General features: G+C 65.1%; 24 protein-coding genes and 2 tRNA genes. 12 read left to right on the forward strand and 14 right to left on the reverse strand.

Features of this window, described 5'->3' with window-relative positions; genetic code table 11:
* Positions 1 to 5: 5 nt before the first annotated feature.
* From ispE to Q1L59_RS15155, 7 genes are all read left to right on the forward strand, one after another.
* Complete coding sequence (gene ispE / locus Q1L59_RS15125) at positions 6 to 887, forward strand: 4-(cytidine 5'-diphospho)-2-C-methyl-D-erythritol kinase (RefSeq protein ID WP_300333745.1); 882 nt, start codon at positions 6 to 8, stop codon at positions 885 to 887.
* Positions 888 to 985: 98 nt separating this feature from the next.
* A tRNA-Gln gene (locus Q1L59_RS15130) sits at positions 986 to 1,062 on the forward strand.
* A 90-nt stretch (positions 1,063 to 1,152) separates the two neighbouring features.
* Positions 1,153 to 2,103, forward strand: a complete 951-nt coding sequence (locus tag Q1L59_RS15135; protein WP_300333746.1) for a ribose-phosphate pyrophosphokinase — start codon at positions 1,153 to 1,155, stop codon at positions 2,101 to 2,103.
* A 123-nt stretch (positions 2,104 to 2,226) separates the two neighbouring features.
* The gene (locus Q1L59_RS15140; RefSeq protein WP_300333747.1) at positions 2,227 to 2,841 is read left to right on the forward strand and encodes a 50S ribosomal protein L25/general stress protein Ctc; all 615 of its coding nucleotides are present in this window, start codon (positions 2,227 to 2,229) and stop codon (positions 2,839 to 2,841) included.
* A gap of 81 nt (positions 2,842 to 2,922) precedes the next feature.
* Positions 2,923 to 3,513 (forward strand): aminoacyl-tRNA hydrolase, encoded by a 591-nt coding sequence (gene pth / locus Q1L59_RS15145; RefSeq protein WP_300333748.1) that lies wholly within the window; start codon positions 2,923 to 2,925, stop codon positions 3,511 to 3,513.
* Positions 3,510 to 4,604 carry a redox-regulated ATPase YchF gene (ychF, locus tag Q1L59_RS15150; RefSeq protein WP_300333749.1) on the forward strand — a complete coding sequence of 365 codons (1,095 nt, stop codon included), beginning with the start codon at positions 3,510 to 3,512 and terminating at the stop codon, positions 4,602 to 4,604. The genes pth and ychF overlap by 4 nt, the downstream gene beginning before the upstream one ends.
* A gap of 85 nt (positions 4,605 to 4,689) precedes the next feature.
* Positions 4,690 to 4,824: a hypothetical protein gene (locus tag Q1L59_RS15155; RefSeq protein WP_300333751.1), complete on the forward strand. Its 135-nt coding sequence runs from the start codon at positions 4,690 to 4,692 to the stop codon at positions 4,822 to 4,824.
* Positions 4,825 to 5,020: 196 nt separating this feature from the next.
* On the opposite strand, the gene Q1L59_RS15160 is transcribed toward Q1L59_RS15155, so the two are convergent.
* Positions 5,021 to 5,097, reverse strand: a tRNA-Val gene (locus tag Q1L59_RS15160).
* A 325-nt stretch (positions 5,098 to 5,422) separates the two neighbouring features.
* Positions 5,423 to 7,045, reverse strand: a complete 1,623-nt coding sequence (locus Q1L59_RS15165) for an ABC-F family ATPase (RefSeq protein ID WP_300333752.1) — start codon at positions 7,043 to 7,045, stop codon at positions 5,423 to 5,425.
* Positions 7,046 to 7,352: 307 nt separating this feature from the next.
* Between Q1L59_RS15165 and Q1L59_RS15170 the strand changes: the two genes are divergently transcribed.
* Positions 7,353 to 8,243 (forward strand): hypothetical protein, encoded by an 891-nt coding sequence (locus Q1L59_RS15170; protein WP_300333753.1) that lies wholly within the window; start codon positions 7,353 to 7,355, stop codon positions 8,241 to 8,243.
* 13 nt (positions 8,244 to 8,256) lie between these two features.
* Positions 8,257 to 8,907 (forward strand): toll/interleukin-1 receptor domain-containing protein, encoded by a 651-nt coding sequence (locus Q1L59_RS15175; protein ID WP_300333755.1) that lies wholly within the window; start codon positions 8,257 to 8,259, stop codon positions 8,905 to 8,907.
* A 125-nt stretch (positions 8,908 to 9,032) separates the two neighbouring features.
* Here Q1L59_RS15175 and Q1L59_RS15180 read toward each other — a convergent pair whose 3' ends face one another.
* Entirely contained in the window at positions 9,033 to 10,124 is a 1,092-nt protein-coding gene (locus Q1L59_RS15180; RefSeq protein WP_300333756.1) for an alkene reductase, read from the reverse strand.
* 428 nt (positions 10,125 to 10,552) lie between these two features.
* Here Q1L59_RS15180 and Q1L59_RS15185 point away from each other — a divergent pair, with 428 nt between their 5' ends.
* Positions 10,553 to 10,756: a hypothetical protein gene (locus Q1L59_RS15185; protein WP_300333757.1), complete on the forward strand. Its 204-nt coding sequence runs from the start codon at positions 10,553 to 10,555 to the stop codon at positions 10,754 to 10,756.
* Between the two features lie 298 nt (positions 10,757 to 11,054).
* Here the strand turns inward: Q1L59_RS15185 and Q1L59_RS15190 are convergent, their stop codons facing one another.
* The 11 genes from Q1L59_RS15190 to Q1L59_RS15240 all read right to left on the reverse strand — a co-directional run bounded on the left by Q1L59_RS15190 (position 11,055) and on the right by Q1L59_RS15240 (position 24,062).
* Entirely contained in the window at positions 11,055 to 11,426 is a 372-nt protein-coding gene (locus tag Q1L59_RS15190) for a hypothetical protein (RefSeq protein WP_300333758.1), read from the reverse strand.
* A gap of 150 nt (positions 11,427 to 11,576) precedes the next feature.
* Positions 11,577 to 12,695, reverse strand: coding sequence for a tRNA guanosine(34) transglycosylase Tgt (gene tgt / locus Q1L59_RS15195; RefSeq protein WP_300333759.1), 1,119 nt, complete (start codon positions 12,693 to 12,695; stop codon positions 11,577 to 11,579).
* Between the two features lie 170 nt (positions 12,696 to 12,865).
* The gene (ppdK, locus tag Q1L59_RS15200; RefSeq protein WP_300333760.1) at positions 12,866 to 15,595 is read right to left on the reverse strand and encodes a pyruvate, phosphate dikinase; all 2,730 of its coding nucleotides are present in this window, start codon (positions 15,593 to 15,595) and stop codon (positions 12,866 to 12,868) included.
* 177 nt (positions 15,596 to 15,772) lie between these two features.
* The gene (locus tag Q1L59_RS15205) at positions 15,773 to 17,395 is read right to left on the reverse strand and encodes an NAD(P)-binding protein (protein ID WP_300333762.1); all 1,623 of its coding nucleotides are present in this window, start codon (positions 17,393 to 17,395) and stop codon (positions 15,773 to 15,775) included.
* A complete protein-coding gene (locus tag Q1L59_RS15210) occupies positions 17,395 to 18,408 on the reverse strand; it encodes a thiamine pyrophosphate-dependent enzyme (protein WP_300333764.1) in 1,014 nt (337 codons plus the stop codon). Before Q1L59_RS15210 ends, Q1L59_RS15205 begins: the two co-directional genes overlap by 1 nt.
* Before the next feature lie 11 nt (positions 18,409 to 18,419).
* Positions 18,420 to 19,673 (reverse strand): pyruvate ferredoxin oxidoreductase, encoded by a 1,254-nt coding sequence (gene porA, locus Q1L59_RS15215; protein WP_300333766.1) that lies wholly within the window; start codon positions 19,671 to 19,673, stop codon positions 18,420 to 18,422.
* Positions 19,666 to 20,262 (reverse strand): 2-oxoacid:acceptor oxidoreductase family protein, encoded by a 597-nt coding sequence (locus Q1L59_RS15220; RefSeq protein ID WP_300333768.1) that lies wholly within the window; start codon positions 20,260 to 20,262, stop codon positions 19,666 to 19,668. The genes porA and Q1L59_RS15220 overlap by 8 nt, the downstream gene beginning before the upstream one ends.
* A gap of 150 nt (positions 20,263 to 20,412) precedes the next feature.
* A complete protein-coding gene (locus Q1L59_RS15225; RefSeq protein WP_300333770.1) occupies positions 20,413 to 21,471 on the reverse strand; it encodes a MaoC family dehydratase in 1,059 nt (352 codons plus the stop codon).
* 37 nt (positions 21,472 to 21,508) lie between these two features.
* Complete coding sequence (locus tag Q1L59_RS15230; protein ID WP_300333772.1) at positions 21,509 to 22,552, reverse strand: CoA ester lyase; 1,044 nt, start codon at positions 22,550 to 22,552, stop codon at positions 21,509 to 21,511.
* 55 nt (positions 22,553 to 22,607) lie between these two features.
* Positions 22,608 to 23,828: a 2-methylfumaryl-CoA isomerase gene (locus Q1L59_RS15235; RefSeq protein WP_300333774.1), complete on the reverse strand. Its 1,221-nt coding sequence runs from the start codon at positions 23,826 to 23,828 to the stop codon at positions 22,608 to 22,610.
* Positions 23,829 to 23,849: 21 nt separating this feature from the next.
* Entirely contained in the window at positions 23,850 to 24,062 is a 213-nt protein-coding gene (locus Q1L59_RS15240; RefSeq protein ID WP_300333776.1) for a hypothetical protein, read from the reverse strand.
* Between the two features lie 239 nt (positions 24,063 to 24,301).
* Between Q1L59_RS15240 and Q1L59_RS15245 the strand changes: the two genes are divergently transcribed.
* Together Q1L59_RS15245 and Q1L59_RS15250 are read left to right on the forward strand one after the other, a co-directional pair.
* Complete coding sequence (locus tag Q1L59_RS15245) at positions 24,302 to 25,159, forward strand: acyl-CoA dehydrogenase (protein ID WP_300333778.1); 858 nt, start codon at positions 24,302 to 24,304, stop codon at positions 25,157 to 25,159.
* Positions 25,156 to 25,836, forward strand: coding sequence for an NUDIX domain-containing protein (locus Q1L59_RS15250; RefSeq protein ID WP_300333780.1), 681 nt, complete (start codon positions 25,156 to 25,158; stop codon positions 25,834 to 25,836). Before Q1L59_RS15245 ends, Q1L59_RS15250 begins: the two co-directional genes overlap by 4 nt.
* Positions 25,837 to 25,878 lie beyond the last annotated feature (42 nt).

Here is a 25,878-nt window from a genome sequence, read left to right on the forward strand (position 1 = left end):
CGCACATGTCCGCCGCGCATGCACGCTGGAACTGGCAGAGCGTCTACCCGGCGCCCGCCAAGCTCAACCTTTTTCTGCACGTGATTGGTCGCCGGGCCGACGGTTACCACCTGCTGCAGACGGTGTTCCGGCTGATCGAGCGCGGCGACAGCTTGCGTTTCTCGCCCCGCCAGGACGGCCAAGTGTGTCAGATGACGCCCTTGCCCGGGGTGCGCGCTGACGACGACCTGAGTGTACGCGCCGCGCGTCTGCTGCAGGCCGAGGCTAGCGCGCAGGGCAGGGGATGCGTGCCCGGTGTCGATATCAGTGTGGAGAAACGTCTGCCTTTGGGGGGTGGCCTGGGCGGCGGCAGTTCGGACGCGGCGACCGTCCTGCTCGCGCTCAATCACCTCTGGCAGCTCGGTCTGCGCCGCAAGCGGCTGCAGGAAATCGGCCTTGCGCTGGGCGCCGACGTTCCGTTCTTTGTTTTTGGGCGCAATGCTTTCGCGCAGGGCGTCGGTGACGCGCTGCAGGCGCTTGACCTGCCCGCGCGCCACTACCTGGTTCTACAACCGGCGGTGAGCGTGTCGACGGCGGCGATCTTTTCAGCCCCCGAGCTTCGCCGTGATACGCCGCCAGTCAGCGTCGGCGAATGGTCGGCGGGCTTTGGCCGGAACGACTTGCAGAGCGTCGCCTGCGCCCGCTTTCGCGAAATCGCCGACTGCCTGGACTGGCTTTCGCGCTTTGCCGAGGCGCGGATGACCGGTTCCGGGGCGTGCGTCTTCGCCGAATTTGCCGACCGCGACCTGGCCGAGGATGTCTGTCGGCGGGCTCCGCCTGGGCTGCGCGCATGGGTCGCTGCCGGCGTCGAGCGGCATCCGCTGTACGACCTGGCGGCGGACGACTGACCGGCAAGCATGCGCCTTGCCGAGCAGCAGCTTTTTTTCTCGGCGAAATCCCTTTATAATGCGCCCCTCGCTCGCTGGCCGGGCGAGAGCTTTACCGCTGGGGAGTCGCCAAGTTGGTCAAGGCACCGGATTTTGATTCCGGCATCCGAAGGTTCGAATCCTTCCTCCCCAGCCACTCCGATTCTGTCAAAGCGGGTAGGCTGCCTAGCCTGCCCGTCTTGCTTTATAAGGCGCCGCTTGCCTGGGGCGTCAGGGGAAGCACAGCATGGCCTATGACAGCCTGATGGTATTTTCCGGCAACGCCAACCCCGCTTTGGCTGCCGATGTCGTCAAACACCTCAACATCGCCCCCGGCCGGGCCAAGGTCGGCCGCTTCTCGGACGGCGAGATCAGCGTCGAAATTCAGGAACATGTGCGCGGCATGGACGTGTTCATCCTGCAATCGACCTGCGCACCGACGAACGAGAACCTGATGGAGCTGTTGGTCATGACCGACGCGCTGAAGCGCGCGTCGGCCGCGCGCATTACGGCGGCCATACCGTATTTCGGCTACGCCCGGCAGGACCGACGCGTGCGCTCGGCACGTGTGCCGATCGCCGCCAAGCTGGTTGCCGACCTGCTCACCGCAGCGGGCATTCACCGTGTCCTCACGATGGACCTGCACACCGAACAGATCCAGGGTTTCTTCAACATTCCGGTCGACAACATCTATTCTCTGCCGATCATGCTGGGCGACGTGTGGAAACGCAACTTCGATCATCTGATGGTCGTTTCGCCCGATGTCGGCGGGGTGGTGCGCGCCCGCGCGCTGGCCAAGCGGCTCGAATGCGATCTGGCGATCATCGACAAGCGGCGGCCAAAGGCCAACGTTTCTGAAGTGATGAACATCATCGGCGAGGTCGAAGGGCGCACCTGCGTGATCATGGACGATATGGTCGATACCGCTGGCACCTTGTGCAAGGCGGCCACCGCGTTGAAGGAGCACGGCGCGCGCCATGTGCATGCCTACTGCGTACATCCGGTTCTCTCCGGGCGTGCTGTCGAGCGGATCAACGCCTCCGATCTGGACGAACTGGTGGTGACCGACACCATTCCGCTGCGCCAGGATGCGCAGGAGTCCCCGCGCATACGGCAGCTTTCTGTAGCCGAAGTGATGGCCGAAACGATACGCCGGATCAGCAATGAGGATTCGGTCTCGTCGCTTTTCATCGAGTAGGGCAGGGGAAAGGTTTAGAACTTCGAGTCAAGACGTGTTCTGTCCCTTTGCCTCCGTCTACCACGTTTTTTCTAACCCCCTGCCTGGTCGCGGGCGGGGTTGTTGCACCTAACAGGAGTTACCATGAGCTTTCAACTTGAAGCCCGCCAGCGTACGCTGCAGGGGTCCGGAGCGAGCCGCCGCCTGCGTCGTACGAGCCGCGTGCCGGCAATCATTTACGGTGGATCGGCGGCCCCGCAGCTGATCGATCTGGATCACAACGAAATCCTGCTCAATCTGCGTAAGGAGGCCTTCCACGCGTCCGTTCTGACGCTCAAGGTCGATGGCAAGGCGCAGAACGTTGTTCTACGCGATTCGCAGATGCACCCCTGGAAGCCGCTCGTCTTTCATTGTGACTTTCAGCGCGTTGACACCGAGCACGTCATTCACCAGAGGGTACCGCTGCACTTCATCAATGCCGACATCGCGCCCGGCGTCAAGATTGGTGGTGGGAAGGTCTCGCATGCGCTGAATGACATCGAGGTCGTTTGCCTGCCGCAGGATCTGCCGGCCTATATCGAGGTCGACCTTAAAGATCTCGACGCCGGTCACGCCTTGCACATTTCCCAACTCGCTCTTCCCGCTGGCGTCAAAGCGCTTGTGCATGGCGACGATGATCCTGTCGTTGCCTCGATTCCGGCGCGCAAGACGGGTGGTGAAACTGACGAAACGGGCGAGGGCGAAGCCGCGGCGAGCTGAGGCGGACGCGGTTCGCGATAGGCCGCCCGCCGGCTCGGCACCGGCGGCGGCCTTCCTTTTTTCAGCGTCGAGCACAAACCTATGCCTCCCCCACGTTTGATCGTCGGCCTCGGCAATCCGGGTGCCGCTCATGCCGAGCACCGGCACAACGTCGGCTTCTGGTTCGTCGATCGATTGGCCGACCACTTGCGCGTTTCGCTGCTGCCGCAGGGCAAGTTTTACGGGCGCCTGGCGCGCTGCGGCGATCTGTGGCTGTTGCAGCCGACCACGTGGATGAATCTTTCCGGTCAGGCGGTCGCTAGTCTGGCGCATTTCTACCGTATCGCGCCGGAAGAAATCCTTGTCGTGCATGACGAACTCGATCTTCCGCCGGGCAGCATTCGCCTCAAGCAGGGAGGTGGCAACGGCGGACACAACGGTCTGCGCGACATTCAGGCGCGCCTGTCGACGCCGGGTTTCTGGCGTCTGCGACTGGGAATCGGGCATCCGGGCGAGCGCGATGAGGTTGTCAACCATGTTCTCCGCGCGCCCCGGCGCGAGGAGCGGGAACTGATCGAGCGCGCGATCGAGCGCTGTCTGCTTGCCTGGCCGCAACTCGCGGCCGGTGACTACGCGGCAGCGCAGCGCCAACTGCACGGCAAGACCGTGTCACCACAGGAAATCCGGCCATGAGCCTGCAATGCGGAATCGTCGGACTGCCGAACGTCGGCAAGTCCACCTTGTTCAACGCCTTGACCAAAGCGGGCATTGCGGCCGAAAACTATCCCTTCTGCACGATCGAGCCGAACGTCGGCATCGTCGAAGTACCTGACCCGCGGCTGGCGCAGATCGCTGCATTGGTCAGGCCGCAGCGCGTGCAACCGGCGATCGTCGAGTTCGTCGATATTGCCGGCCTGGTTGCCGGGGCGTCGCGCGGCGAAGGCCTGGGCAATCAATTCCTCGCCAACATCCGCGAGACCGACGCCATCGTCAATGTCGTGCGCTGCTTCGATGACGACAATGTCGTTCATGTGGCGGGTCGCGTCGATCCACTTTCCGACATCGAGACCATTCTCACCGAGTTGGCACTGGCCGATCTGGCCGTCGTCGAGCGCACGCTGAATCGGGAGAGCAAGAAGGCAAGGGCAGGGGGCGACAAGGACGCGCAGCGCCTGGTCGGCGTGCTCGAGCGGCTGCTGCCGCATCTCGATGCAGCCAAGCCCGCGCGCACGCTCGCCTTGGCCAGGGAAGAGAAGGCGCTGCTCAAGCCGCTCTGCCTGCTGACGATCAAGCCGACGATGTATGTCGGCAACGTGCTCGAGGACGGATTCAAGAACAACCCACACCTCGACCGCTTGTGTCAGCATGCGGCCGGCGAGAATGCTCCAGTCGTTGCTCTGTGCGCCAAGATCGAGGCCGAACTGGGTGACCTGGACGACGAAGACAAGCTGGCTTTCCTGGCCGACCTCGGGCTTGCCGAGCCCGGCCTCAACCGTCTGATTCGCGCGGCCTATCAGTTGCTCGGGCTGCAGACCTACTTCACCGCCGGACCGAAGGAAGTGCGCGCCTGGACGATCCACGCCGGCGACACGGCGCCGCAGGCAGCCGGCGTCATCCACAGCGATTTCGAGCGCGGTTTCATCCGCGCGCAGACGATCAGCTTCGCCGACTTCATTGCCTGCAAGGGCGAGCAGGGCGCAAAGGAAGCCGGCAAGATGCGCGCCGAAGGGAAGGAATACGTCGTCAAGGACGGCGACGTGCTGAATTTTCTGTTCAACGTCTGAGAGGCCGGGCCGTGTGCGATCAGGTGATCCCACGGCACCTCAGAATCGGGAGCCCAACACCTTGTGTCGGCAGCGGGGTGATGCAATGCATCCGCATCTGCTGCGCCATCTCATGCCTGATCGGCCGAATCGGGTGTCGGCGGCGGAGATCGCCGACCTTGTGATGCGCCGCCGCTTCCTCTACCTGTTCGTCGCGATCGACCGTGTCAACACCGATTGAAGACCGAGGCAGTGAGGCTATCGACCGGGCAGTTGGACAACTGGGGGTAGGGTCGCTCGGCGCTGCCCGACAGGCGAGGCAGGAGCGATGACTGCTTGACCGGTAACCCGGCCAAGCGGGGCCGCCAGCTCGCTCGGGCGCCACAAACGGTGCAAAGAAAAAGCTGTCCCGGCAACGGGACAGCTTCCTCAGGTGTTGGTAGGCGCGATTGGACTCGAACCAACGACCCCCACCATGTCAAGGTGGTGCTCTAACCAGCTGAGCTACGCGCCTTCGGCTAAGCCATCCGGTAGCCGGCGGCCTGGCGAAAGTGCGCATTATACGGGGCGCTGGCGGCAAGTCAAGCGGCCGGCAGAGAAGCAGAGAACGACGGCAGCGAGAACTTGGCTGAACCGGCGCCGCAGCTCAAGTTGGTGAACGGCCGGCGAGCTCGAATGGGCGGGTACTCCCAGATGCGGATCAGGCCGACCAGGCGGTCAAGGACGGGAAGCTTCTGGTGGGACTTGTTGCCACTCGCTGCCGACTGTTTAAGTCGGCGCTGAGCGGAAAAGGCGATCAGGTCTGGCGATGCGACCGGCCGACAAGATCACGGCGGCGATCAGGCCAGGCCCTGGCTGGCGAGATACTCTTCGTAGTTGCCCAGGTAGTTGACGATCTTGCCGTCAAGGCGGATTTCGAGGATGCGCGTGGCCAGCGAGGAAACGAATTCGCGATCGTGCGAGACGAATATCAGCGTTCCTTTGTACTTCTCGAGTGCAGTGTTGAGCGACTCGATCGATTCCATGTCAAGGTGATTGGTCGGCTCGTCGAGCACCAGAACGTTCGAGCGCGTCAGCATCAGCCGCCCGAAGATCATTCGCCCCTGTTCGCCGCCGGAGATCACCTTGACCGGTTTGCGTACCTCGTTGCCGGAAAAGAGCAGGCGGCCAAGTGTTCCGCGAATCAAGGTCTCGAGGTCGTCGCCGTCGCCCGCTGTTGCACGCGCGTAGCCGGCGATCCATTCGGTCAGGCTGAGGTCACTGGCGAACTCCTGCGCATGGTCCTGCGGGTAGTAGCCAGGGCGCGCCTTTTCCGCCCACTTGATGCTGCCGCGCGCTGGCTGCAACTCGCCGACGAGGAGCTTGAGCAGCGTGCTCTTGCCAACGCCATTCTCGCCGATGATCGCGACGCGGTCGCCGCCGTTGAGCGTCAGCGAGAAGTTGTCGAAGAGGCGGCGCGCGCTGCCCGCATAGGCGAAGCTGATCCGGTCGATCTCGACCGCTTGCCGGTGGAGTTTTTCCTTGTCGTCGAACTCGAAGCGTATCCAGGGGTATTGCCGCGACGATGGCTTGACGTCTTCCGGCCGCAGCTTGTCGATCAGCTTCAGGCGCGAGGTGGCTTGCCGGGCTTTCGAGGCGTTGGCGGAAAAGCGCCGGACGAAGTTCTGCAGTTCGGCAATCCGCTCCTTCGCTTTTGCGTTGGCGCTTTGTTGCCGCTCGCGGGCAAGCGCCGAAGCTTCCATGAAGTCGTCGTAGTTTCCCGGGTAGATCGTCACCTTGCCGTAATCCAGGTCCGCCATATGCGTGCACACCTGATTGAGAAAGTGCCGGTCGTGCGAGACGATGACCATCGTACTGTTGCGTTCGTTGATCACGTTTTCCAGCCAGCGGATCGTTGCGATATCCAGGTTGTTGGTCGGTTCGTCGAGCAGCAGGATGTCTGGATCGGCAAAAAGCGCCTGCGTCAGCAGAACGCGCAGCTTCCAGCCCGGTGCGACGTCGCTCATCGGACCGTAATGCTGGTCAGCCGGTATGCCGACGCCGAGCAGCAACTCTCCGGCGCGCGCCTCGGCGGTGTAACCGTCGTACTCGGCAAAGCGCGCTTCGAGCTCGGCGGCGTGCAGATAGTCTTCCTCGGTCGCTTCCGGGTTGGCGTAGATGGCGTCCTTTTCGCGCATGCACGCCCACATTTCGGCGTGTCCCATCATGACGACATCGATGACGCGCTGCTCCTCGAAGGCGAACTGGTCCTGGCGCAGGTAGGCCAGGCGCTCGTGCGGGTCCTTCGAGACGTTGCCCGCGCTCGGCTCCAGTTCGCCGTCGAGAATCTTCATGAAGGTCGACTTGCCGGCGCCGTTGGCACCGATCAGCCCATAGCGATAACCCTCGCCAAACTTGACCGAGACGTTTTCGAAAAGGGGCTTGGCCCCGAACTGCATGGTGATGTTGTTGGCGACAAGCACGAAGAAACCTCGGAAAAATCATTAAGTTGCAAGGAAGATGCTATTGTACCGCGGTTTCGCTGCGCCGCCTTGTGCCTGATCGAAAACAGCGCCGGGAGAAGCTGTGGCGAGGCTGCCGGGGAGCGCGGCGGGAAGGCCGCAGGTCGCCGGTTCCGGGTGGCGTTGAACGGGAGTTTGGCGAGCGTTTCCCGGCCGCATCCCGCTATAATGAGCCTGCGGCGTGTGGCGGCTGGCTGTCGCGGGCGGTAAATGGTTGCTTCTATCGTCCGGCATTGGCGGGTGATTGATTCTGGGGAGAGCGGAGAACATGCCTGAGCCTAGCAAGGTGTTTCCTTTGGCGGGCCGACTGGAGGCTCTCTGTGGGTGGCGGGTGGCCTTCCTGATCGCATTTTGTCTGCTCGTCGGCGGATGCGCCGTCCCGCCACAGCGCGCGACGCCAGCGGCCGATGAAGGCTTGCCGAAGGCTGTCGGTGGAGCGCCCGAGGCGGGTCCGATACGCCGCAATGTGCGCGCCATTGCCCCCGCCGAGAGCGCCGCCGCCGCCGGAGCAGCCGCGGGTGGCGTGCCGGCCGACGCGAGTTCGCCGCCGGCAGCGGCGCCGATCCCTCGTTTTACGTGGCCGCCACCCAAGGCGTCGGCCGAGGTTTCGATCCCGGACAAGTGGGTGCGTAGTGCAGCGGATGCGACGCTGCTGAGCGTTTCCGACAAGCTCGAGAAGGCGCTGCGTTTGGCCGAGTACGCTGACTGGAGCTACTACGCGGTGCCCGGTGGCTTTGCTCTGGCGACGCACGTCGAGCAGATCAAGCCGGACGGAACGCCACTCGCGGGCGGCGATCGCTGGCGCACGGGTACGCCTTCGGTGGCCAACCTGTCGCTCCTCGAGTTCATCCTGGCGCTGGCGCATGCGCCGCCGGGAAGCTATCGGGCGATCGTGTTCATCGTTACTGATGCGGTCTGGGCGCAATCACCGGCCGCGCCAACTGGCGACGAGATCGCCGGCTGGGCCGGCAGTGGTGCGAGCGGGTTGCCGACGGCGGTCGGCAAGCTGCCCTATGGTCCGCAGCATCGCGTGCAGGCGTTGGTCTATGAGTTTCGCAAGGGACACGCCGGGCCGGCTGCACTGGTCTTGCCGAGCAGGGTGTCCGGCGAAAGGCATTTGTACAGAGGTGGTCTCTGGAAACCGCTGAGCATTCTCTGAATGGAGGGATGCGATGAGCCAGCACTCCGTGTTCATCAGCTATCGACGCAGCGACAGCACGGGCGAAGCGGGACGTCTGAGCGACAGTCTGGAGGCCTTGCTCGGCACGGCGTGCGTCTTCCGCGATGCTGACGGCATCGCTCCGGGCGACGATTTCGAGGCCGCGCTGGAGCTTGAACTCGCCGCGACGAGTGCGGTTCTCGTCCTGATCGGCAAGCGCTGGGCGCCCGAACTCGCGGCTCGCCAGGCGCGCAAAGAACCTGACTATGTGCGGCGCGAAGTGGCGACTGCGCTGCGCCTCGGCAAGCGGGTGATTCCCGTGCTGCTGAACGGCGCCGAGCTGCCTCGCGTCGACGATCTCCCCGCAGATCTGCGTGCTCTTGTTCGTCATCAGGCGGTGAGCGTGCGCGACGAAGCCTGGAATGTCGATGCTGGACGTCTGGCGGATGCCATCGGGCGCCCCTATTCCTGGCGCAAAGTCGGTTTGCGCGCAGCGCTGGTCGTGCCGCTGATTCTGATTGCCACCTGGTACGGCGTTCCCTATCTCGCGCCGTCGACCAGCGACCAGCTTGCCTTGGCGCGCGGTCTCGTTCTCGTCCTGTTGCTCGCCTACGCCGGAGGTGAGTGCTGGCTGCGTTGGCGCGAGGTGCATCGCCGCGCCTGAAAACGAGCCGCGCTGATCGGCCGCTCGCGCCCGACTAGCCTGGCTTCGGTGACCACCCAAGGCGGGTGGCCGCCCGCCTCGGCTGTTGGATCAGCCAGTCCGGCGCCGCGCGTCAGCGCAGTGGCTCACCGCCCCGACTGAGGCTCGCCGCCGGGCCAGACCGGATAGTCCGTATAGCCTTCCGGCCCGGGCGTGTAGAAGCTTGCCGGATTGGGCGCATTGAGCGGCGCTCCGACCCGGATCCGCGCCGGCAGATCGGGGTTGGCCAGGAAGGCGCTGCCGAACGCAACCGCATCCAGGGTTCCATCGGCGATCGCCCGATTGGCTTCGTCGGCGGTGTACCCCATATTGCCGATCAGCACTCCCTGGTAGACAGAACGTACCGGTGTCACGACATCGCCTTTCTGCAGCCCGAAGAAATCGCCGCGCATCAGGTGGAGATAGGCCAGCTTGAAGTCGTTCAGCCGACCGGCGAGCCAGCCGGCCAGCCCGACCGGATCGCTGTCGATGATGTCGTTGTAGCTGTTGAGCGGCGAAATGCGCAAGCCGACGCGCTCGCTTCCCCACACCTGGCAGACCGCCTCGATGACCTCGAACAGCAGCCGCGCGCGGTTCTCCAGTGGTCCGCCGTAAGCCCCGCTGCGTTTGTTCGTCCCATCGCGCAGGAACTGGTCGAGCAGGTAGCCGTTTGCTCCATGCACCTCCACGCCGTCAAAGCCAGCGGAACGGGCGTGTTCTGCGGCTGAACGGAAGCCAGCGACGATTCCAGAGATTTCGTCGTCGGCGAGGACGCGGGGAACGGTATAGGGCTGCTTGCCGGTCGGCGTATGGACCTCATCGCCGCGGATGGCGAGTGCGCTCGCGCCAACCGGCTCCCTGCCGCCGTTGAGCGCCGGGTGGCAGGCGCGTCCACCGTGCCAGATCTGGAGAAAAATGCGGCCGCCGGCGGCGTGCACTGCGTCGGTCACCAGCTTCCAGCCGGCGGCATGCGCGGCGGAACAGATGCCGGGTTCGGTCGCGAATGCCGAGTGGCCAGCGATGGCCATCGTCGCTTCGGCGATCAGCAGCCCGGCGCTCGCGCGCTGCGCATAATACTCGGCCATCATTGCATTGGCCATGTGCTCGCCGCCGGCGCGGCAGCGGGTGAGGGGGGCCATGAAGATGCGGTTTGGCGTGTCGAGCGCGCCGACGCGCAGCGGCGTAAAGAGGTCGGTCATGCGGGTGCTCCGTGCGGGTGGGTCGAGGAGGAGCCTGGCGTCAGCGGCAATTCAGGTTGATGCATCAGTGCGCTGGACGCCCGGCAGCGGATTGTCTCACAAGCGGCGGCGAGTTGATCGCGGGCGATTCGGCCGAGCGAGCCGCCGGGTCGGCCTTCCGGCAAGCGCCTGCGGCGCCGGCCTCGCTACGCGTGTGAGCGCCCGACAGCCCCTGCCAAGCGGCGCGAAGGTCCACTCGATCAAGCATTTAGTGCATTAGTTCCTGTGCTCTGCGGGCTTCCGAGCCGATACTGTCATTGAAGGTCGGGAGGCGAGCCCTCCGACTTCCAGCCCCGGCGCGGGCAGCGGAGACCGGGGTTGCGCGGACGCCGCTGGCTACTAGCTTGCGCTCGCTTCGGTACCGATGCCGAACGGGCTTGGAGGTCGAAATGAAAGTCGTATTGATCACGGAAGGCAACAACTGCGCATTGCGCATCGAGCCGCAGGACGACGAAGGTCGGGCGCTCCTGGCAGCGTTTGGTGTGGGCGAGGCGTTCATGACCAAACTCTTGCCCTTGACTCAGGTGAGATGCACCGCGGTATCACCGCAGGTCTCGCCGGTCGCTCAGCGGGAGCTGGCCGAGCTTGAGTGAGCATCGTCAGCTCGCAAGCTTGCATGGCTCGGCCGCGAAAGTTGTCTGCCCAGGCAGGAGTGTCGGCGTCAATACGCCGCTGCGGTGATCAAGCTCGACCTGGGCAGACTGTCTTCGCTGCCGGGAAAGGTGAGCCGGTTTGGCGACCGGTTATTGACCGCTGCAGCGCAGGCGCCAACGGCCAATGCTGATCGGCCAGCGGAGCGCTCCGCCGGCCTGGCCGGTGACGACGCGGTTTCGCCCAAGTGGGCCGGCACGCCTTCCGCCGAACGACGCCAGCAAGGGGAGGCGGTTGTCCTCAAGCGGCGGAGTTGCCACCGGCGTTCGGCGGCTTGCCCTGCGCCTCGCTGCTTTCCGTAGTGGCGTCGCTTTCGGCGACGGTATCTGCGCTACCGCTGAAAACCGCTTTCGACTTGTCGAGCAACTCGCCCGCTTCCTCGACGACGCTCGCGCCGAGTCCGCGCGCTGTTTCAACTGCTTCGCCGGCCAACTCGCGCACCCGGGTTGTCGTCGCGCCGACGTTTTCGGCGACGCTTGCGCCGGCCTCCTGCGCCAACTCAACGGCTTTGGCGCCGGCTTCCTCGACCACCTCGACCGCCGAGGTGGCTACTTCCTTCGCTTTGTCCACGGCCGCCGTGGCCACTTCCCTAGCCTTGTCGAAAATCGTCATTGTGATCCTCCGTCCGGGAAAAACACCGCCTTTACCATGGCAGTGACGAAATGATTATAGGCCGGGAATCGGCAGCTTGCGCCGATTTCGCAAGGTCGTTCCGGCCGGGCGGCGGCGCACGGCCAGCGCGCGACGCGTGTTCGCCGGCGCTCAGTCGCTGGCCCTTTCCCGAGCGCGGTTCTGGTGAAATGCCGCGCGCATTTCACGCCAGGCGCCTTGCGCGATGGCCGCGCGCAGGTCGCGCATCAGATCCTGGTAGTAGCAGAGATTGTGCAGCGTGGCGAGCTGCGCGCCAAGGATCTCGCCGACTCGGTTCAGGTGGTGCAGGTAGGCGCGCGAAAAGTTGCGGCAGGTATAGCACCGACAGTGCTCGTCAAGCGGGCGCTGGTCGCTTTTGTGGCGGGCATTCCTTATGCGCACGTCGCCATAGCGGGTAAATAGGTGACCGTTGCGCGCGTTGCGCGTCGGCAGAACGCAGTCGAACATGTCGATTCCCTGCTCGACGGCGGCGACCAGATCCTCGGGCGTGCCGACGCCCATCAGGTAGCGCGGTTTGTTCGCCGGCAGGCGTGGCGCCGTGTGCGCGAGGATGCGCGCCATGTCGTCCTTCGGTTCGCCGACCGACAGACCGCCAATGGCGTAGCCGTCGAAGCCGATCGCGCACAGTCCGCTCAGCGATTCGTCGCGCAGCGCTTCGTACATGCCGCCCTGGACGATACCGAACAGCGCGTTGCGATTGCCGAGTTGATCGTGGCTGGCGCGCGAGCGTTCGGCCCAGCGCAGCGACAGGCGCATCGACGCCGCCGCGGCCGACTCGCTCGCGGGGTAGGGCGTACATTCGTCGAGGATCATCGCGATGTCCGAGTTGAGCACATGCTGGATACGCATCGACTCTTCCGGCGTCAGAAAAAGTCGCTCGCCGTTGATCGGCGACTGGAAACGCACGCCTTCTTCGCTGATCTTGCGCAGTGCGCCGAGCGAGAAGACCTGAAAGCCGCCCGAGTCGGTGAGCAGCGGCCCGCTCCACGACATGAAGCGGTGCAGGCCGCAATGCGCGCCGATGACCTCGAGCCCGGGGCGCAGCCAGAGGTGAAAGGTGTTGCCGAGGCAGATCTGGGCGCCGGTTTCGGCCAGGTCGCGCGGCGTCATCGCTTTGACCGTGCCGTAGGTGCCGACCGGCATGAAGGCGGGCGTGTCGACCTTGCCATGCGCGAGGTGGAGCTGCCCGCGCCGGGCAGCGCCGTCGTGGGCAATGATTTCGAAGTTCATCAGAAGCAGCAGACGGATGGAACGCCGGTAGGCGAAGGCGGGGGTGACAGCCGCCGCTTGCCGGTTAAGAAAATGGCGGACGCGCAGCGGCCGATGGCCGGTGCGCGTCCGCAGGAGGCACGACTTGCGGCTGAGGCGACGGTGCAGACCGTCGCCTCAGCAGGTTTTGCCTAGGCGTTTTCGATCGCTGTCTGGGCTGCCGACAGGCGGGCGATCGGCACGCGGAAGGGCGAGCAACTGACGTAATCAAGCCCGGCGCGATGGAAGAAATCGATCGACGTCGGATCGCCGCCGTGTTCGCCGCAAACGCCGAGCTTGATGTTCTGGCGCACCGAACGCCCCTTCTCGACGGCCATCTTGACCAGCAGGCCGACGCCTTTCTGGTCGATCGACTGGAAGGGGTCGCGCTCGTACATGCCGTCCTTCAGATAGCTCGGCAGGAACTTGCCCGCGTCGTCGCGCGAGAAGCCCATCGTCATCTGCGTCAGATCGTTCGTGCCGAACGAGAAGAACTGCGCCTGTTGGCCGATGCTGTCGGCGATCAGCGCGGCGCGTGGCGTCTCGATCATCGTGCCGAGCAGGAACTCGATCTCCTCGCCGCGCTCGGCAAAGACAGCCGCTGCCGTCTGCCGGATGACGCGTGCCTGGGCGTTGAATTCGCGTACCGTGCCGACCAGCGGGATCATGATTTCCGCTTTCACGTCGTAGCCCTTGGCTTTCATGTTCAGCGCCGCCTCGAGAATGGCTCGCGCCTGCATTTCGGTGATCTCGGGATAGCTGATGCCGAGCCGGCAGCCGCGGTGGCCCATCATCGGGTTGAATTCGTGCAGGTCATCGACGCGCATCTTGATGACACCCAGCGGCACGTTCATTTCGTGCGCCATGATCTTCTGGTTGGCTTCGTCGTGCGGGACAAACTCGTGCAGCGGTGGGTCGAGCAGGCGGATGGTCACCGGCAGACCGCTCATTTCGCGGAAAAGCCCTTCGAAGTCGGCGCGCTGCATCGGCAGCAGCTTGGCGAGCGCCTTGCGGCGGCCGGTTTCGTCCTCGGAGAGAATCATTTCGCGCACCGCCTTGATCCGGTCGCCTTCGAAGAACATGTGCTCGGTGCGGCAGAGGCCGATTCCCTTGGCGCCGAAGTTGCGCGCCACTTTGGCGTCTTCCGGCGTGTCGGCGTTGGCCCGGATGCCCAGCCGCTTGTAGCGATCGGCAAGTTCCATCAAGGCGCCGAAGTCGCCGGTCAGCTCGGCTTCCTTGGTCGGCACCTGGCCGAGGAAAACGTCGCCGGTCGAGCCGTCGAGCGAGATCCAGTCGCCTTCGTTCCACGTCTGGTCGCCGACCGACATCGTCCGTGCCCGGTAGTCGACGTGCACCGCTCCCGCGCCGGAAACGCAGCACTTGCCCATGCCGCGCGCAACCACGGCGGCGTGCGAAGTCATCCCGCCGCGTGCGGTCAGGATGCCCTTGGCCACGCTCATGCCGCGCAGGTCTTCAGGTGAGGTTTCCTGGCGGACGAGGATGACGTCCTTGCCTTTTCTGACCCATTCCTCGGCTTCATCGGCAAAGAAGACGATCTGGCCGGTGGCGGCGCCGGGCGACGCCGGCAGACCGTGTGCGATGGTGCGCGCGCCCTTGATCGCAGCCGGATCGAACACCGGGTGCAGCAGTTCGTTCAGGCGCTCGGCATTGACCCGACGCAAGGCCTCCTTCTCGTCGATCATTCCCTGGCGCAGCATTTCCATCGCGATGCGCACCATCGCCGCACCGGTACGCTTGCCGTTGCGCGTCTGCAGCATCCACAGGCGGCCTTCCTGGATGGTGAACTCGACGTCCTGCATGTCCTTGTAGTGGTTTTCGAGTCGGGTTTCGGCGGCGAGAAGCTGGCGATAGATGTCGGGCATCAGCTCTTCGAGCGACGGGAACTTCTCGGCCCGCTCCTGTTCGCTGATCAGCGCCAGTTGTGCCCAGCGGCGCGAGCCCTCGAGGGTCACCTGTTGCGGCGTGCGGATGCCGGCGACGACGTCTTCACCCTGCGCGTTGATCAGGAATTCACCGTTGAACAGATCTTCGCCGGTGCCCGCGTCACGCGTGAACGCAACGCCGGTGCCGCTGTTCTGACCCAGGTTGCCGAAGACCATCGCCTGCACATTGACTGCCGTTCCCCAGGATTCCGGAATGTCGTTCAGTTCGCGGTAAACCTTGGCGCGGTCGTTGTTCCAGCTTTCGAAGACGGCCATTACGGCACCCCACAGTTGCTCCCAGGGATCGGTCGGAAAGTCGCGGCCGACGCGCGCGCGAATCAGGCCCTTGAAACGCTGCACGAGTTCCTTCAGGTCGGCGGTGTCGAGATCGGTATCGAGCTGTACGCCCTTCTGCTTCTTGACCATGTCGATGACGACTTCGAAGGGGTCGTGATCTTCCTTCGACACCGGCTTCAATCCCATCACCACGTCGCCGTACATCTGCACGAAGCGACGGTACGAGTCCCAGGCAAAACGCTCGTTGTTCGCCTTGCGCGCCAGCCCGGCAACCGCCTCGTCGTTCAGGCCGAGGTTGAGAATGGTATCCATCATTCCCGGCATCGAGGCACGCGAGCCCGAACGCACCGAAAGCAGCAGCGGATCCGACGAGTCGCCAAACTTCTTGCCCATCTCCTGTTCAACGAAGGCTACGCCCTGCCTGACCTCGGCCTCGATCAGCCGGGTCACCGCTTCTTTGCCCTGCTCGGTGTAGACCGTGCAGACTTCGGTGCTGATCGTGAAGCCGGGGGGCACCGCAATGCCGAGACGGCACATTTCCGCCAGGTTGGCTCCCTTGCCGCCGAGGAGATTCTTCATCTTGGCGTCGCCGTCGGTGCGCGCAGCACCAAAGACGTAAACGTTCTTCGTTTCAGTTGACATAAGTACCTCGTGAATTGGAAAAATACACATACATGGACACAGCGTGCACAGCAACCGCTGCTGCGCACGCCGGGCCGGGATCTCGCATGGCCTGCGCGCGTTCGCCGACCACCCGGGGTTTTGCGCTCCGGCTACGAGTGGGCGAGCCGAAGCGACACGGGAGGTCCTGGCGGGCGCTCAGATCTCCTCAGGCACCATCTTGATGGCGCCGCAAGGGCATTCGGCAACACAAACGCCGCAGCCTTTGCAATACTCGTAGTTGAACTCGAAGCGCTTGCCCGGGCCAAGTTTGATTACCGCATTGTCCGGACAGACACCGTAGCAGTTGTCGCACTCGAAGCAGTTGCCGCACGACAGGCAGCGGCGCGCCTCGAACAAGGCGTTGGTTTCGTCGAGTCCGCCCTGCACCTCGTCGAAGGTCGACTGCCGGCGGATGATGTCGAGCATCGGTCGCACCGTCTTTGGGGCATCGGCGTAGTACCACGGATTGAGGTTTTCGAAGCTGGCGACTTCGTGCTTGGCCGGCGCGACGTACTGTTCGCCACGCAGCCAGGCGTCGATGTTGCGCGCCGCCTTCTTGCCGTGACCGATGGCTACGGTGACGTTGCGTTCGGCCGGGACCATGTCGCCGCCAGCAAAGATGCCCGGGTGGCCGGTCATCATGTTGGCGTTGACCTGGACGACGCCGTCCGAGACCGCCAAGCCGGGGACGCCCTCGAGCAGGCCGAGGTCGACGTCCTGACCGAGAGCAAGGACCAGCGAATCGGCTTCGATCGTCTCGAATTCACCGGTGGGTTGCGGGAAGCCCTTGCTGTCAAGCGCCATCTTTTCGATCGTCAGCGACGAATCGCCGGCCTGCTTGATCGTCGACAGCCATTTCACCATGACGCCTTCCTGCAGCGCTTCCTCGACCTCGAAATCGTGCGCCGGCATTTTTTCGCGCGTCCGACGATAGACGATCAGCGGCTCGGCGCCCATACGCTTGGCGGTTCGTGCAACGTCGATCGCCGTGTTGCCGCCGCCGTAGACGACGACCCGGCGGCCGAGCAGCGGCTTGTCTTCGCCTTCCATGCTGCGCAGCAGCGAGATGGCGTCGATGATCTTCGCCGCGTCACCGGCCGGAATCATCGCCCGCTTGCCAATGTGCGCGCCGACCGCCAGGAAGGCGGCGTCGAACTTGCCGGCCTGCATCGTTTCCAGGATGTTCTCGACCTTGCTGTTCAACTGCACCTTGACGCCGAGGTCGACGACGCGTTGCATTTCGGCTTCCAGGACATCGCGCGGCAGGCGGTATTTCGGGATGCCGAAGCGCATCATTCCGCCCAGCAGCGGGCCGGCCTCGTAGACGGTGACTTCGTGCCCCAGGCGGCGCAGGTGATAGGCGGCGGACATGCCGGATGGGCCGGCCCCGACGATCAACACGCGTTTGCCCGATTCGCTTGCCGGGGGCGAGAGGTGCCAGCCGCGTTTCAGTGCTTCGTCGCCGAGGAAGCGCTCGACCGAGTTGATGCCGACGGGGGCGTCGATCTGCCCGCGGTTGCAGGCGCCTTCGCAGGTGTGGTAGCAGACTCGCCCCATGATCGCCGGGAAGGGGTTGTCTTTCGTCAAATGCCGCCAGGCGCTTTCATAGTCACCCGATTCGGCGTGAAACAGCCAGCCCTGAATGTCTTCACCCGCCGGGCACTGCTTGTTGCAGGGCGGCAGGCGGTCGAGGTAGACCGGGCGCGAGGTGCGCCAGGAGCCGGTGCGGTTGGCCAGCGAGGAGCCTGGGTCTAGGGTAATGGCAAAGGGTTTTTCCATCAGTTTGCCTCCTGGTCGAGCAGTCCGTATTTGCGAATGTTCTTGTCTGCCGCCGCCTGCAGGCGGGCGATCGTTTCTACCGCCGGCTTCTTGCCGAACAGGTGGGCGTAGCGCTTCTGCAGTTTGAGGTATTCCTCGACCGGTTGAGGCCGCCGGATCTTGAGCACGCCGGTGACCTCACCATGCTCCGCCTCGAACACCGGGAAGATACCCGTTTCCTTGGCCAGTCGCGCCAGGCGGATGGTGTCTTGCGAAGCGGCGCCCCAGCCAAGCGGGCAGGGGACGAGAATGTGGATGTAGCGCGCGCCGCGGATGCCCATCGCTTTGGTCACCTTGTACTCGAGATCGCGCAGATCGGCGACGGTTGCCGTAGCGACATACGGAATCTCGTGCGCCATCGCGATCGCCGGGACAAACTTGCCCTGGCCGAAGGCGTTGCCGGGTTCCGGCCCGACTGGCATCGTCGTTGCCGTGCGCGCCGCTGGCGGCGTTGCCGAACTGCGCTGGACACCGGTATTCATATAGCCGCCGTTGTCGTAGCAGATGTAGAGCACGTCGTCGTTACGTTCGAACATGCCGGACAGGCAGCCGAAACCGATGTCGGTCGTACCACCGTCACCGCCCTGAGCAACGACGCGCACGTCGCCCATCTGGCCTTTCTGGCGCTTGACCTTGATCGCCGCGGCGATGCCCGTGCCGATCGCCGCCGTGTTGCCGAACAGCGAGTGAATCCATGGGATCTGCCACGACGTTTCCGGGTAGGGCGTCGAGAAGACTTCCAGACAGCCGGTTGCGTTGGCGGCAATCAGGCGACCGCGCGCGGCGTTCATCGCCGCATCGATCGCGTAGCGTGCGCCAAGCGCTTCACCGCAGCCCTGGCACGCGCGGTGTCCGGAGTTGAGCGAGTTGGTGCGCTCGACGTGCGCCTGGACGCTGCGCTCTTCCGGCGCGAGCAGGCGGTTGCCGACGGTAAAGGTGCCCGTCTGATAAAAGTGTACAGGTTGGAAACTCATCGTCTTTCTCCTCAGCCAATACGGGCGGCAACGACGCCGATGTCACGCAGCATGCTTTCGGCGGCCGGACCCGAGCGGCGGGTCGCGCGTTCGCGTTCGAGCTGCTTGTTGACGACGTTCCAGTCGAGATCGAGAAAAGTCAGGTGGCCGAGTTCACCGCGCAGTGCCTTGGTGAACAGTGCGCGCAGCGACTTGCGGGTGATCGCCCGTCCGCCCAGACCGGCGACTACCGTGTGGCCGTGCAGTTGCAGACCGGACATTGCCATGCGCACGTCGGTCGACAGAATGCCGCCGATGCCGACTGCCAGGCTCTTTTCGAGGACGACGACGCGCTGTGCGTTCTGCAGCGCGGCGCGCACGCTGTCGAGCGGGAAAGGACGGTACGAGGTGATGCCGAGGACGCCGATGCGATCGCCCGCCTGGCGCATCTCGTCGACCGTGTCCTTGATCGTGCCAAGCACCGATCCCATCGCGACGACGACCGTTTCGGCATCGTCGATGCGGTAGGCATGCGTCAGGCCGCCGCTGTCGCGGCCGAAGACGGCCTTGAACTGCTCGGCCAGTTGCGGGATGCGCTCAAGCGCCTGCATCTGTTTGGCGTGCGCCAGGTAGCGCACTTCGGAAAAGGCCTCGGGACCGACCATGGCGCCGATCGATACCGGCTCCTTGGGGTCGAGCACCTGGCGCGGTTCGTACGGCGGCAGGAAAGCATCGACCTGTTCCTGGCTCGGCACGTCCACGCGTTCGTAGGCGTGCGTCAGGATGAAGCCATCCATGCATACCATCACCGGCAGGCTGACCTCTTCAGCCAGCTTGAACGCCTGGATATGCAGATCGAGCGCTTCCTGATTGGTTTCGGCGAAGAGCTGGATCCAGCCGCAGTCGCGCTGCGAGAGCGAGTCGGAGTGATCGTTCCAGATGTTGATCGGCGCGCCGATCGCGCGGTTGGCGACGGTCATCACGATCGGCAGGCCGAGGCCGGACGCGTTGTAGACCGCTTCGACCATGAACAGCAGGCCTTGCGAGGCGGTAGCCGTGTAGGTGCGCGCGCCGGCTGCTGACGAACCGATGGCGACGCTCATTGCGGCGAATTCGGATTCGACGTTGATGAACTCGCAGTTGGCAACTTCGCCGGCCTTGACCATCTCGCCCAGGCCCTCGACGATGTGCGTCTGCGGCGAAATCGGATAAGCGCAGATGACCTCGGGCCGGCAAAGCGCGACGGCTTCGGCAACGGCGTGTGAACCTTCGGTTTGCTTAAGCATGGGCGGTCTCCTGGTGGCGGGCTTCGGCAACTTCGTCGTTGACGAAGCGGTAGGCCTCGCTGGCGGCGGCGATGTTGTTGCTCGCCACCTTGTCAGAGAATTTGGCGTTGATCGCCTTGATCACCGACTCCAGCCGGATCGTCCCGGAGGCGGCGGCGAAGCCGGCGAGGAGAGGGACGTTGGGCATCGGCCGGCCGACGTGCTTGCGGCTGAGTTCGGTGGCCGGCACCGTGCACAGCTTGTCTTTCGGCCAGGCGCGCACGTAGTCGCCGAGACCCAGTTCGTCGAAGCTGCGGCTGGTATTGATCAGGATGTAGCCACCCTGCTTGAGGCCGGCAAAGACATCGACCTGATAGAGCAGCGTCGGATCCTGGATGATCAGCGCGTCGGGTTCCATGATCGGCTCGCGCAGTCTGATTTCCTGATCGGCGATTCGGCAGAAGGCGACGACCGGTGCGCCAGTACGTTCCGAACCGAAACTTGGGAAGGCCTGGGCGTGGCGGCCTTCCTCGAATGCAGCAATCGACAACATCTCGGCAGCCGTGACCACGCCTTGGCCCCCGCGACCGTGTATGCGGACCTGGAACATGTTTCCTCCGTTGTTTTCCATCGTTTTTTTGAACGTTCGCTCAGGATAGCTTAGTTCCAGTACAATGAAAACAACGATACTTCGGCGTATGGAAACGCGACGCGCCCTTAAACCGGGCGCGTCGGCGCTACTTAGGGAGAAAACCGGGCGTCAGAGGTGGCGCGGGATCAGCACCGTATAGTCGAAATCGAGCAAGACGCTGGGCGCATAGCTGCCGTCGGCGGTGCGCAGCGGGAAGTCGGCGCACGGCTGATCCTTGGTCGCGACCGTGCGCAGACGCAAGGCACCGATGTCGGCGCGTCCGGGCAGGATCAGCTTGTCGATCACTTCCGTCCAGGCATAGATCGTGTCCCCGGCAAAGGCCGGAGCGACGTGCCGCCCGCCGTTGATGGCGACCACGCTGAAGGCATTGGCCAGTCCGTTGAACGACAGCGCGCGCGCCAGGCTGATGATGTGGCCGCCATAGATCAGGCGGCGGCCGAAGCGCCCTGCCATTTCCGCCTGCTGGTTGAAATGCACGCGTGCCGTATTCTGGTAGAGGCGAGTCGCCATCATGTGCTCGCTCTCCTCGATCGTCATTCCATCCACGTGGTCGATGCGTTCGCCGACGGCGTAGTCTTCCCAGCGCTCGCGGCTACCGGCGAGCGCGGTGTCGTACTGGTCGACGCGGATGCCGGCGGGAACGACCAGGTCGTTGGTGGCGACCGCTTCCGGCAACTCGGGAATGATCGTTTCCGGCGCCGGCGAGGCTGGGTCACGCTTGCGCACCATCACCCAGCGGACGTATTCGACGGCGATCTGCGCGCGCTGATTGACCCCGCGCGAGCGCACGTAGACGATTCCCGTCTGCCGGTCGCGGTTCTCCTTCAGCCCGATGACCGTCGAGTCGGCGGTCAGCGTATCGCCCGGATAGACGCGATGCCCGAAGCGCCCGGCGGCATAACCCAGGTTGGCCACGGCATTGAGCGAGATGTCGGGTACGGTCTTGCCAAAAACGATATTGAAAGCGAGCAGGTTGTCGATCGGTGCGCGCGGGAAACCCAGGCTGTGGGCAAAGGTGTCGGCCGACGTGAGCGGAAAGCGCGAGCCGGTGAGCGCCGTGTATAGCGCGACATCGCCCTCGCTGATCGTGCGCGGCGTGGCGTGGTTGATCGTCTGCCCGAGGCGAAAGTCTTCGAAGAAGTTCCCCCGGCTGGTCTTGTCGTTCATCAGGCACCTCCCCTGAATCTATCGGAAAGCGTTGACATCACAGCTCATAGGCGGCGGCCAGTTGCGGGTCGCGGCGGGCCACCAGGCGCGCCAGATCGACGATCACCTTGGCCTGTTTCCACGTCGCGTCGTCCTGCATCTTGCCGTCGATCGTCGCCACGCCGCTGCCGTCCGGCATGGCGGCCAGGATGCGCTTGGCGAAAAGCACTTCCTTGACGTCCGGGCTGAAGACGCGCTTGGCGATGGCAATCTGGTTCGGCGCCAGCGACCAGGCGCCCGAGCAGCCCATCAGGAAGGCGTTGCGGAACTGAGCCTCGCACGCCGCCTCGTCCTTCAGGTCGCCGAAAGGACCGTAGAAAGACCGCAAGCCGTGGGCGACGGCGGCATCGACCATGCGCGCGACGGTGTAGTGCCAGAGGTCCTGCTGGAAGAATGCGCGCTGTCCGCCGTCGGCTTCGGCGTCGGCGAGCACGCCGTAGCCCGGATGACCGCCGCCGACGCGCGTCGTCTTCATGCCGCGCGAGGCAGCCAGATCGGCTGGACCGAGGCTGAGCCCGTGCATGCGCGGGCTGGCCGCGCAGATCGCCTCGACGTTGGTGACGCCCTGCGCCGTTTCGAGCAGCGCGTGCAGCAGGATGGGCTTGCGCACCCCGTACTTCGCTTCGAGCAGCGCGACGTACTGATCGACGAAGTGGATGTCCCACGGTCCTTCGACCTTGGGGATCATGATCACATCGAGCTTGTTGCCGACATGCCGGATGATCTCGTGCAGGTCGTCGAGCACCCACGGGCTGTTCAGCGCATTGACGCGCACCCACATCGCGGTGTCGCCGAAGTCGTTCCCGGCGAGCAGTTCGATGAAGCCGGCGCGCGCCGCGTCCTTGGCTTCGATCGGGATGGCGTCTTCCAGGTTGCCGCACATGACGTCGCACTGGCGTGCGGTTTCCGGCGCCTTGGCGCGGATTTTCTCGATGTGCGGCGGGAAGAAATGGATCATCCGCTCGGGCCGAATTGGCAGTTCGCGCAGCGGTTGCGGTGCGCCGATGGCGAGCGGCTTGTAGAAATGAACGGGTAGCTTCACTGGATTTCCCCCTGGAGAATGGCGGCTGGTGGATCGGTGGGCGCGGAGTCGTCGCCTAGGCCGGACCGGCGACGATGCCGGCGTCGTGCAGGCGGCCGACTTCGCCTTCGCTGAGGCCGAGAATGTCGAGCAGGATCTCGTCGGTGTGCTGGCCGAGGCGCGGCGCCGGAACAGCCGGCAGGCGGTCGGCGCGCGTGAAGTCGAGCGGGCTGCCGGGCATCAGATAGCGTCCGACGCCCGGCTGCTCGGTGAGCGAGAACATCGGGTTGTCGGTCGAGCAGTCGGGGTCCTCGGCGATCGCCTGGCGCACCGTGCGGTAGGGGCCCCAGGCGACGCGATGCGCGTCGAGGATGCGCGCCGCTTCGGCCAGCGTGCGGGCAAAGAACCACGGTTCGAGCAGGGCGGCGATCTGCTGGCGGGCGCGATAGCGATTGCCCTCGTCGTTCAGATCGAGGCCGAGGCGTGCGGCCAGCGCGTCGATGCCGGCCTGCACGCCGGTCGCCTTGATCAGGCTGCGCCATTGCAGGTCGGTCAGGCCGACGACCATCAGGCGCTTGCCGTCGAGTGTTTCGAAATCGCGTCCGAAAGCGCCGTACAGGTAATTGCCCTGACGTGGCCGGTCGCTGTCGTTGATCATCACCTCGGCGATCATGCCGAAGTGGCCGATCATCGCCAGCGCCACGTCCTTCAGCGCCAGGCGGACGAGTTGCCCTTCGCCGGTCAGCCGCCGATGGCGTTCGGCGGCGAGCATGCCGAGCGCGATCATCTGCCCGCTGATGAAGTCCCAGGCTGGAAAGACATGATTGACGACCTCCGGCGAAGTCGTCGGGCCGGTCATCCAGGGCAGACCGACCTGCGGATTGAGCGTGTAATCGACCACCGAGCTACCGTCGCGCTGGCCGGTCAGGTTGACCATCACCAGGTCGGCGCGCGCTGCCTGCAGCGCCTCGTAGCTGAGCCAGCCGCGGGTCGGGAAGTTGGTCGAGAAAAGGCCGGCATTGTCGCCCGGCGCACAGATCAGTTGGGTGAGCAGTTCCTGGCCGCGCGGATGGCGGAACTCGACGACGATCGAGCGCTTGCCCTTGTTCAGGCCGGCCCAGAAGTGGCTGTGCTTGCCGTCCGGCGTCAGCGGCCAGCGGCCATGATCGAGTCCGCCGCCAATGCGATCGAAGCGAATCACGTCCGCCCCGAGCTGCGCCAGCGTCATTCCGCCGAGCGGTGCGGCGACGAAGGCCGATCCTTCGACAACGCGCAATCCAGAGAGAATTCCCGGCATGTCTGGAGCCCTCGTCGGCTTTCAGATGAAGATGACGCGCCTGGTGCGCAGTCGAGCGACCGTGCCCCGCGCGCCGTCGCATCGGCTGGGAACGCGCGCGCCGGGCGACTCGCCTGCGCCGTCGGTCGGCAGCGCTTTCCCGGCACGGGCAGGGCAGCGCGGAACGTTGCTCGCCGTCACGGTCAGCGCAGATTGCTCTGCCGCCGTCTGGGTCGAAGCCGAATCTTCGTTCATCGCTGCCTTTCTTTCCGCCTTGCCCCGCTACGTCGGCAGACCCAGCGGGAACGCGCACCGGGTTCGAGCAACGGGCACCACCTGTGCAGTATATTCGCAAAAGCGCCGCGTGGTGCGCCGAATCGTCGCCAGACACCGCGCCAGCGCTGCGCCGCCGACGGCCGGCGAGCTTGAAACTGCGCGCCGCGTGTGCTGTACTTGTCGCCTCGTTTTCCCACGCCGAGCCAAGGATCTGCCCGATGAGCGACGAACAGCCGGACTACATGCAATGGATGGGGCGGCGCGAAGTCTGCGACGACGAACTGGCCCTGGCGCCCGCGCTGGCCGCCGCCGCGACGCTCGACGATACGGCGACGCAGTTCGCCGCCGGAACGCCGCTGCCGCCGCTCTGGCAGTGGTTCTACTTCCTGCCGCGCGCGCCGCAGGCCGAGCTCGACGTCGACGGGCACGTTCGGCGTGGCGGCTTCATGCCGCCGATCCCGTATCCGCGCCGGATGTTCGCCGGTGGCCGCATGCAGTTCCATCGACCTTTGCTGATCGGTCGGCCGGCCCGCCGCGTCGCCGAAATCCGCCAGATCAGCGAAAAATCCGGACGCACGGGCACGCTCGCCTTCGTCTCGCTCGTCCATCGCTTCTACCAGGACGAGGTACTCTGTATCGAGGAAGAGCAGGACATCGTCTACCGCCAGCCGGGCCCGCCGGTCGCGCCGCCGACGCCCGCCGAAGACTGGCCGCCGCTCCCGGCGGGCGCCTGGGCGCGCGTCGTGACGCCCGATCCGCGGCTGCTCTTCCGCTTTTCCGCGCTCACCTTCAACGCGCACCGCATCCATTACGACCGGCCGTACGCGCGCGAAGAAGAAGGCTACCCCGGCCTCGTCGTGCACGGGCCGCTGACCGCCGTGCTGCTGATGGAAGTCGTCCGCCGGCAGGCCGGGCTGCCGGTGCGCCGCTTCAGCTTCCGCGGCCTGGCACCGCTCTTCGACCTGGCGCCGTTCCGGCTCGTGTGCACGCGCAGCGACGAGCAGCGCCTGGCGCTCGTCGCGCAGGCGGCCGATGGCAGCGCGGCGATGAGCGCCGAAGCCGAACTCGCGCCGTGAGCGAGCCACCGCCGGCACGTGCCGACGCGGCGCCCGCCGACCTCGAAATCCTCGCGCGCGAGGTTTGCTACCAGGGCTTCTACCGGCTGGCGCGGCTGCGTCTGCGCCACCGCCTGTTTGCCGGCGGGATGAGCCCGCCGATCGTGCGCGAGCTGATCGAAAAGGGCGATGTCGCCGCCGTCCTGCTCTACGACCCGCAGCGCGACGAAGTGGTGATGATCGAGCAGTTCCGGGTCGGCGCCTGGGCCGACGCGCGCGGGCCGTGCTTGCTCGAAATCGTTGCCGGACTGATCGAGGCCGGCGAGACGGCGGCCGCCGTCGCCTGTCGCGAAGCGCGCGAGGAGGCCGGCTGCACGGTACTCGAACTCCTGCCGATCAGCAGCTTCTACGTCAGCCCGGCGAAGTCCTCGCAGCGCATGCACCTCTTTCTCGGCCGAATCGACAGCACGCACGCCGGCGGCATCCACGGCCTGGCCGAAGAAGGCGAAGAAACGCGCGTCGTCCGGCTCGCCGCAAGCGCGGCGATCGAGCTTGCCGAGCAGGGCGGAACCGACTCCGCCTGGCCGCTGATCGCGCTCTTCTGGTTCGCCCGCCAGCGGCCGGCGGTACGCGCCGAATGGCTGGCCCGGCCGGCCGCCGGCGAAGCGCCGCCGACGCCCCCCGGCGCACAAGGCTGAGCGATCGGCGCAGACGCCGCCACACCGCCGGCCCCACGCTGC

Origin of the sequence: Accumulibacter sp. (genome assembly GCF_029255125.1) — a bacterium.
GTDB lineage: Bacteria > Pseudomonadota > Gammaproteobacteria > Burkholderiales > Rhodocyclaceae > Accumulibacter.

Coding starts and splice junctions, on each gene's coding strand:
- Q1L59_RS15175 (WP_300333755.1), top strand. CDS start 8,257: ATGAGCCAGCACTCCGTGTTCATCAGCTATCGACGCAGCGACAGCACG.
- Q1L59_RS15190 (WP_300333758.1), bottom strand. CDS start 11,426: ATGACGATTTTCGACAAGGCTAGGGAAGTGGCCACGGCGGCCGTGGAC.
- Q1L59_RS15225 (WP_300333770.1), bottom strand. CDS start 21,471: ATGAACGACAAGACCAGCCGGGGGAACTTCTTCGAAGACTTTCGCCTC.
- Q1L59_RS15240 (WP_300333776.1), bottom strand. CDS start 24,062: ATGAACGAAGATTCGGCTTCGACCCAGACGGCGGCAGAGCAATCTGCG.
- Q1L59_RS15180 (WP_300333756.1), bottom strand. CDS start 10,124: ATGACCGACCTCTTTACGCCGCTGCGCGTCGGCGCGCTCGACACGCCA.
- ispE (WP_300333745.1), top strand. CDS start 6: ATGTCCGCCGCGCATGCACGCTGGAACTGGCAGAGCGTCTACCCGGCG.
- Q1L59_RS15140 (WP_300333747.1), top strand. CDS start 2,227: ATGAGCTTTCAACTTGAAGCCCGCCAGCGTACGCTGCAGGGGTCCGGA.
- Q1L59_RS15135 (WP_300333746.1), top strand. CDS start 1,153: ATGGCCTATGACAGCCTGATGGTATTTTCCGGCAACGCCAACCCCGCT.
- Q1L59_RS15155 (WP_300333751.1), top strand. CDS start 4,690: ATGCATCCGCATCTGCTGCGCCATCTCATGCCTGATCGGCCGAATCGG.
- ppdK (WP_300333760.1), bottom strand. CDS start 15,595: ATGTCAACTGAAACGAAGAACGTTTACGTCTTTGGTGCTGCGCGCACC.
- Q1L59_RS15205 (WP_300333762.1), bottom strand. CDS start 17,395: ATGGAAAAACCCTTTGCCATTACCCTAGACCCAGGCTCCTCGCTGGCC.
- Q1L59_RS15220 (WP_300333768.1), bottom strand. CDS start 20,262: ATGTTCCAGGTCCGCATACACGGTCGCGGGGGCCAAGGCGTGGTCACG.
- Q1L59_RS15245 (WP_300333778.1), top strand. CDS start 24,302: ATGAGCGACGAACAGCCGGACTACATGCAATGGATGGGGCGGCGCGAA.
- Q1L59_RS15170 (WP_300333753.1), top strand. CDS start 7,353: ATGCCTGAGCCTAGCAAGGTGTTTCCTTTGGCGGGCCGACTGGAGGCT.
- Q1L59_RS15210 (WP_300333764.1), bottom strand. CDS start 18,408: ATGAGTTTCCAACCTGTACACTTTTATCAGACGGGCACCTTTACCGTC.
- ychF (WP_300333749.1), top strand. CDS start 3,510: ATGAGCCTGCAATGCGGAATCGTCGGACTGCCGAACGTCGGCAAGTCC.
- Q1L59_RS15185 (WP_300333757.1), top strand. CDS start 10,553: ATGAAAGTCGTATTGATCACGGAAGGCAACAACTGCGCATTGCGCATC.
- tgt (WP_300333759.1), bottom strand. CDS start 12,695: ATGAACTTCGAAATCATTGCCCACGACGGCGCTGCCCGGCGCGGGCAG.
- Q1L59_RS15235 (WP_300333774.1), bottom strand. CDS start 23,828: ATGCCGGGAATTCTCTCTGGATTGCGCGTTGTCGAAGGATCGGCCTTC.
- pth (WP_300333748.1), top strand. CDS start 2,923: ATGCCTCCCCCACGTTTGATCGTCGGCCTCGGCAATCCGGGTGCCGCT.
- porA (WP_300333766.1), bottom strand. CDS start 19,673: ATGCTTAAGCAAACCGAAGGTTCACACGCCGTTGCCGAAGCCGTCGCG.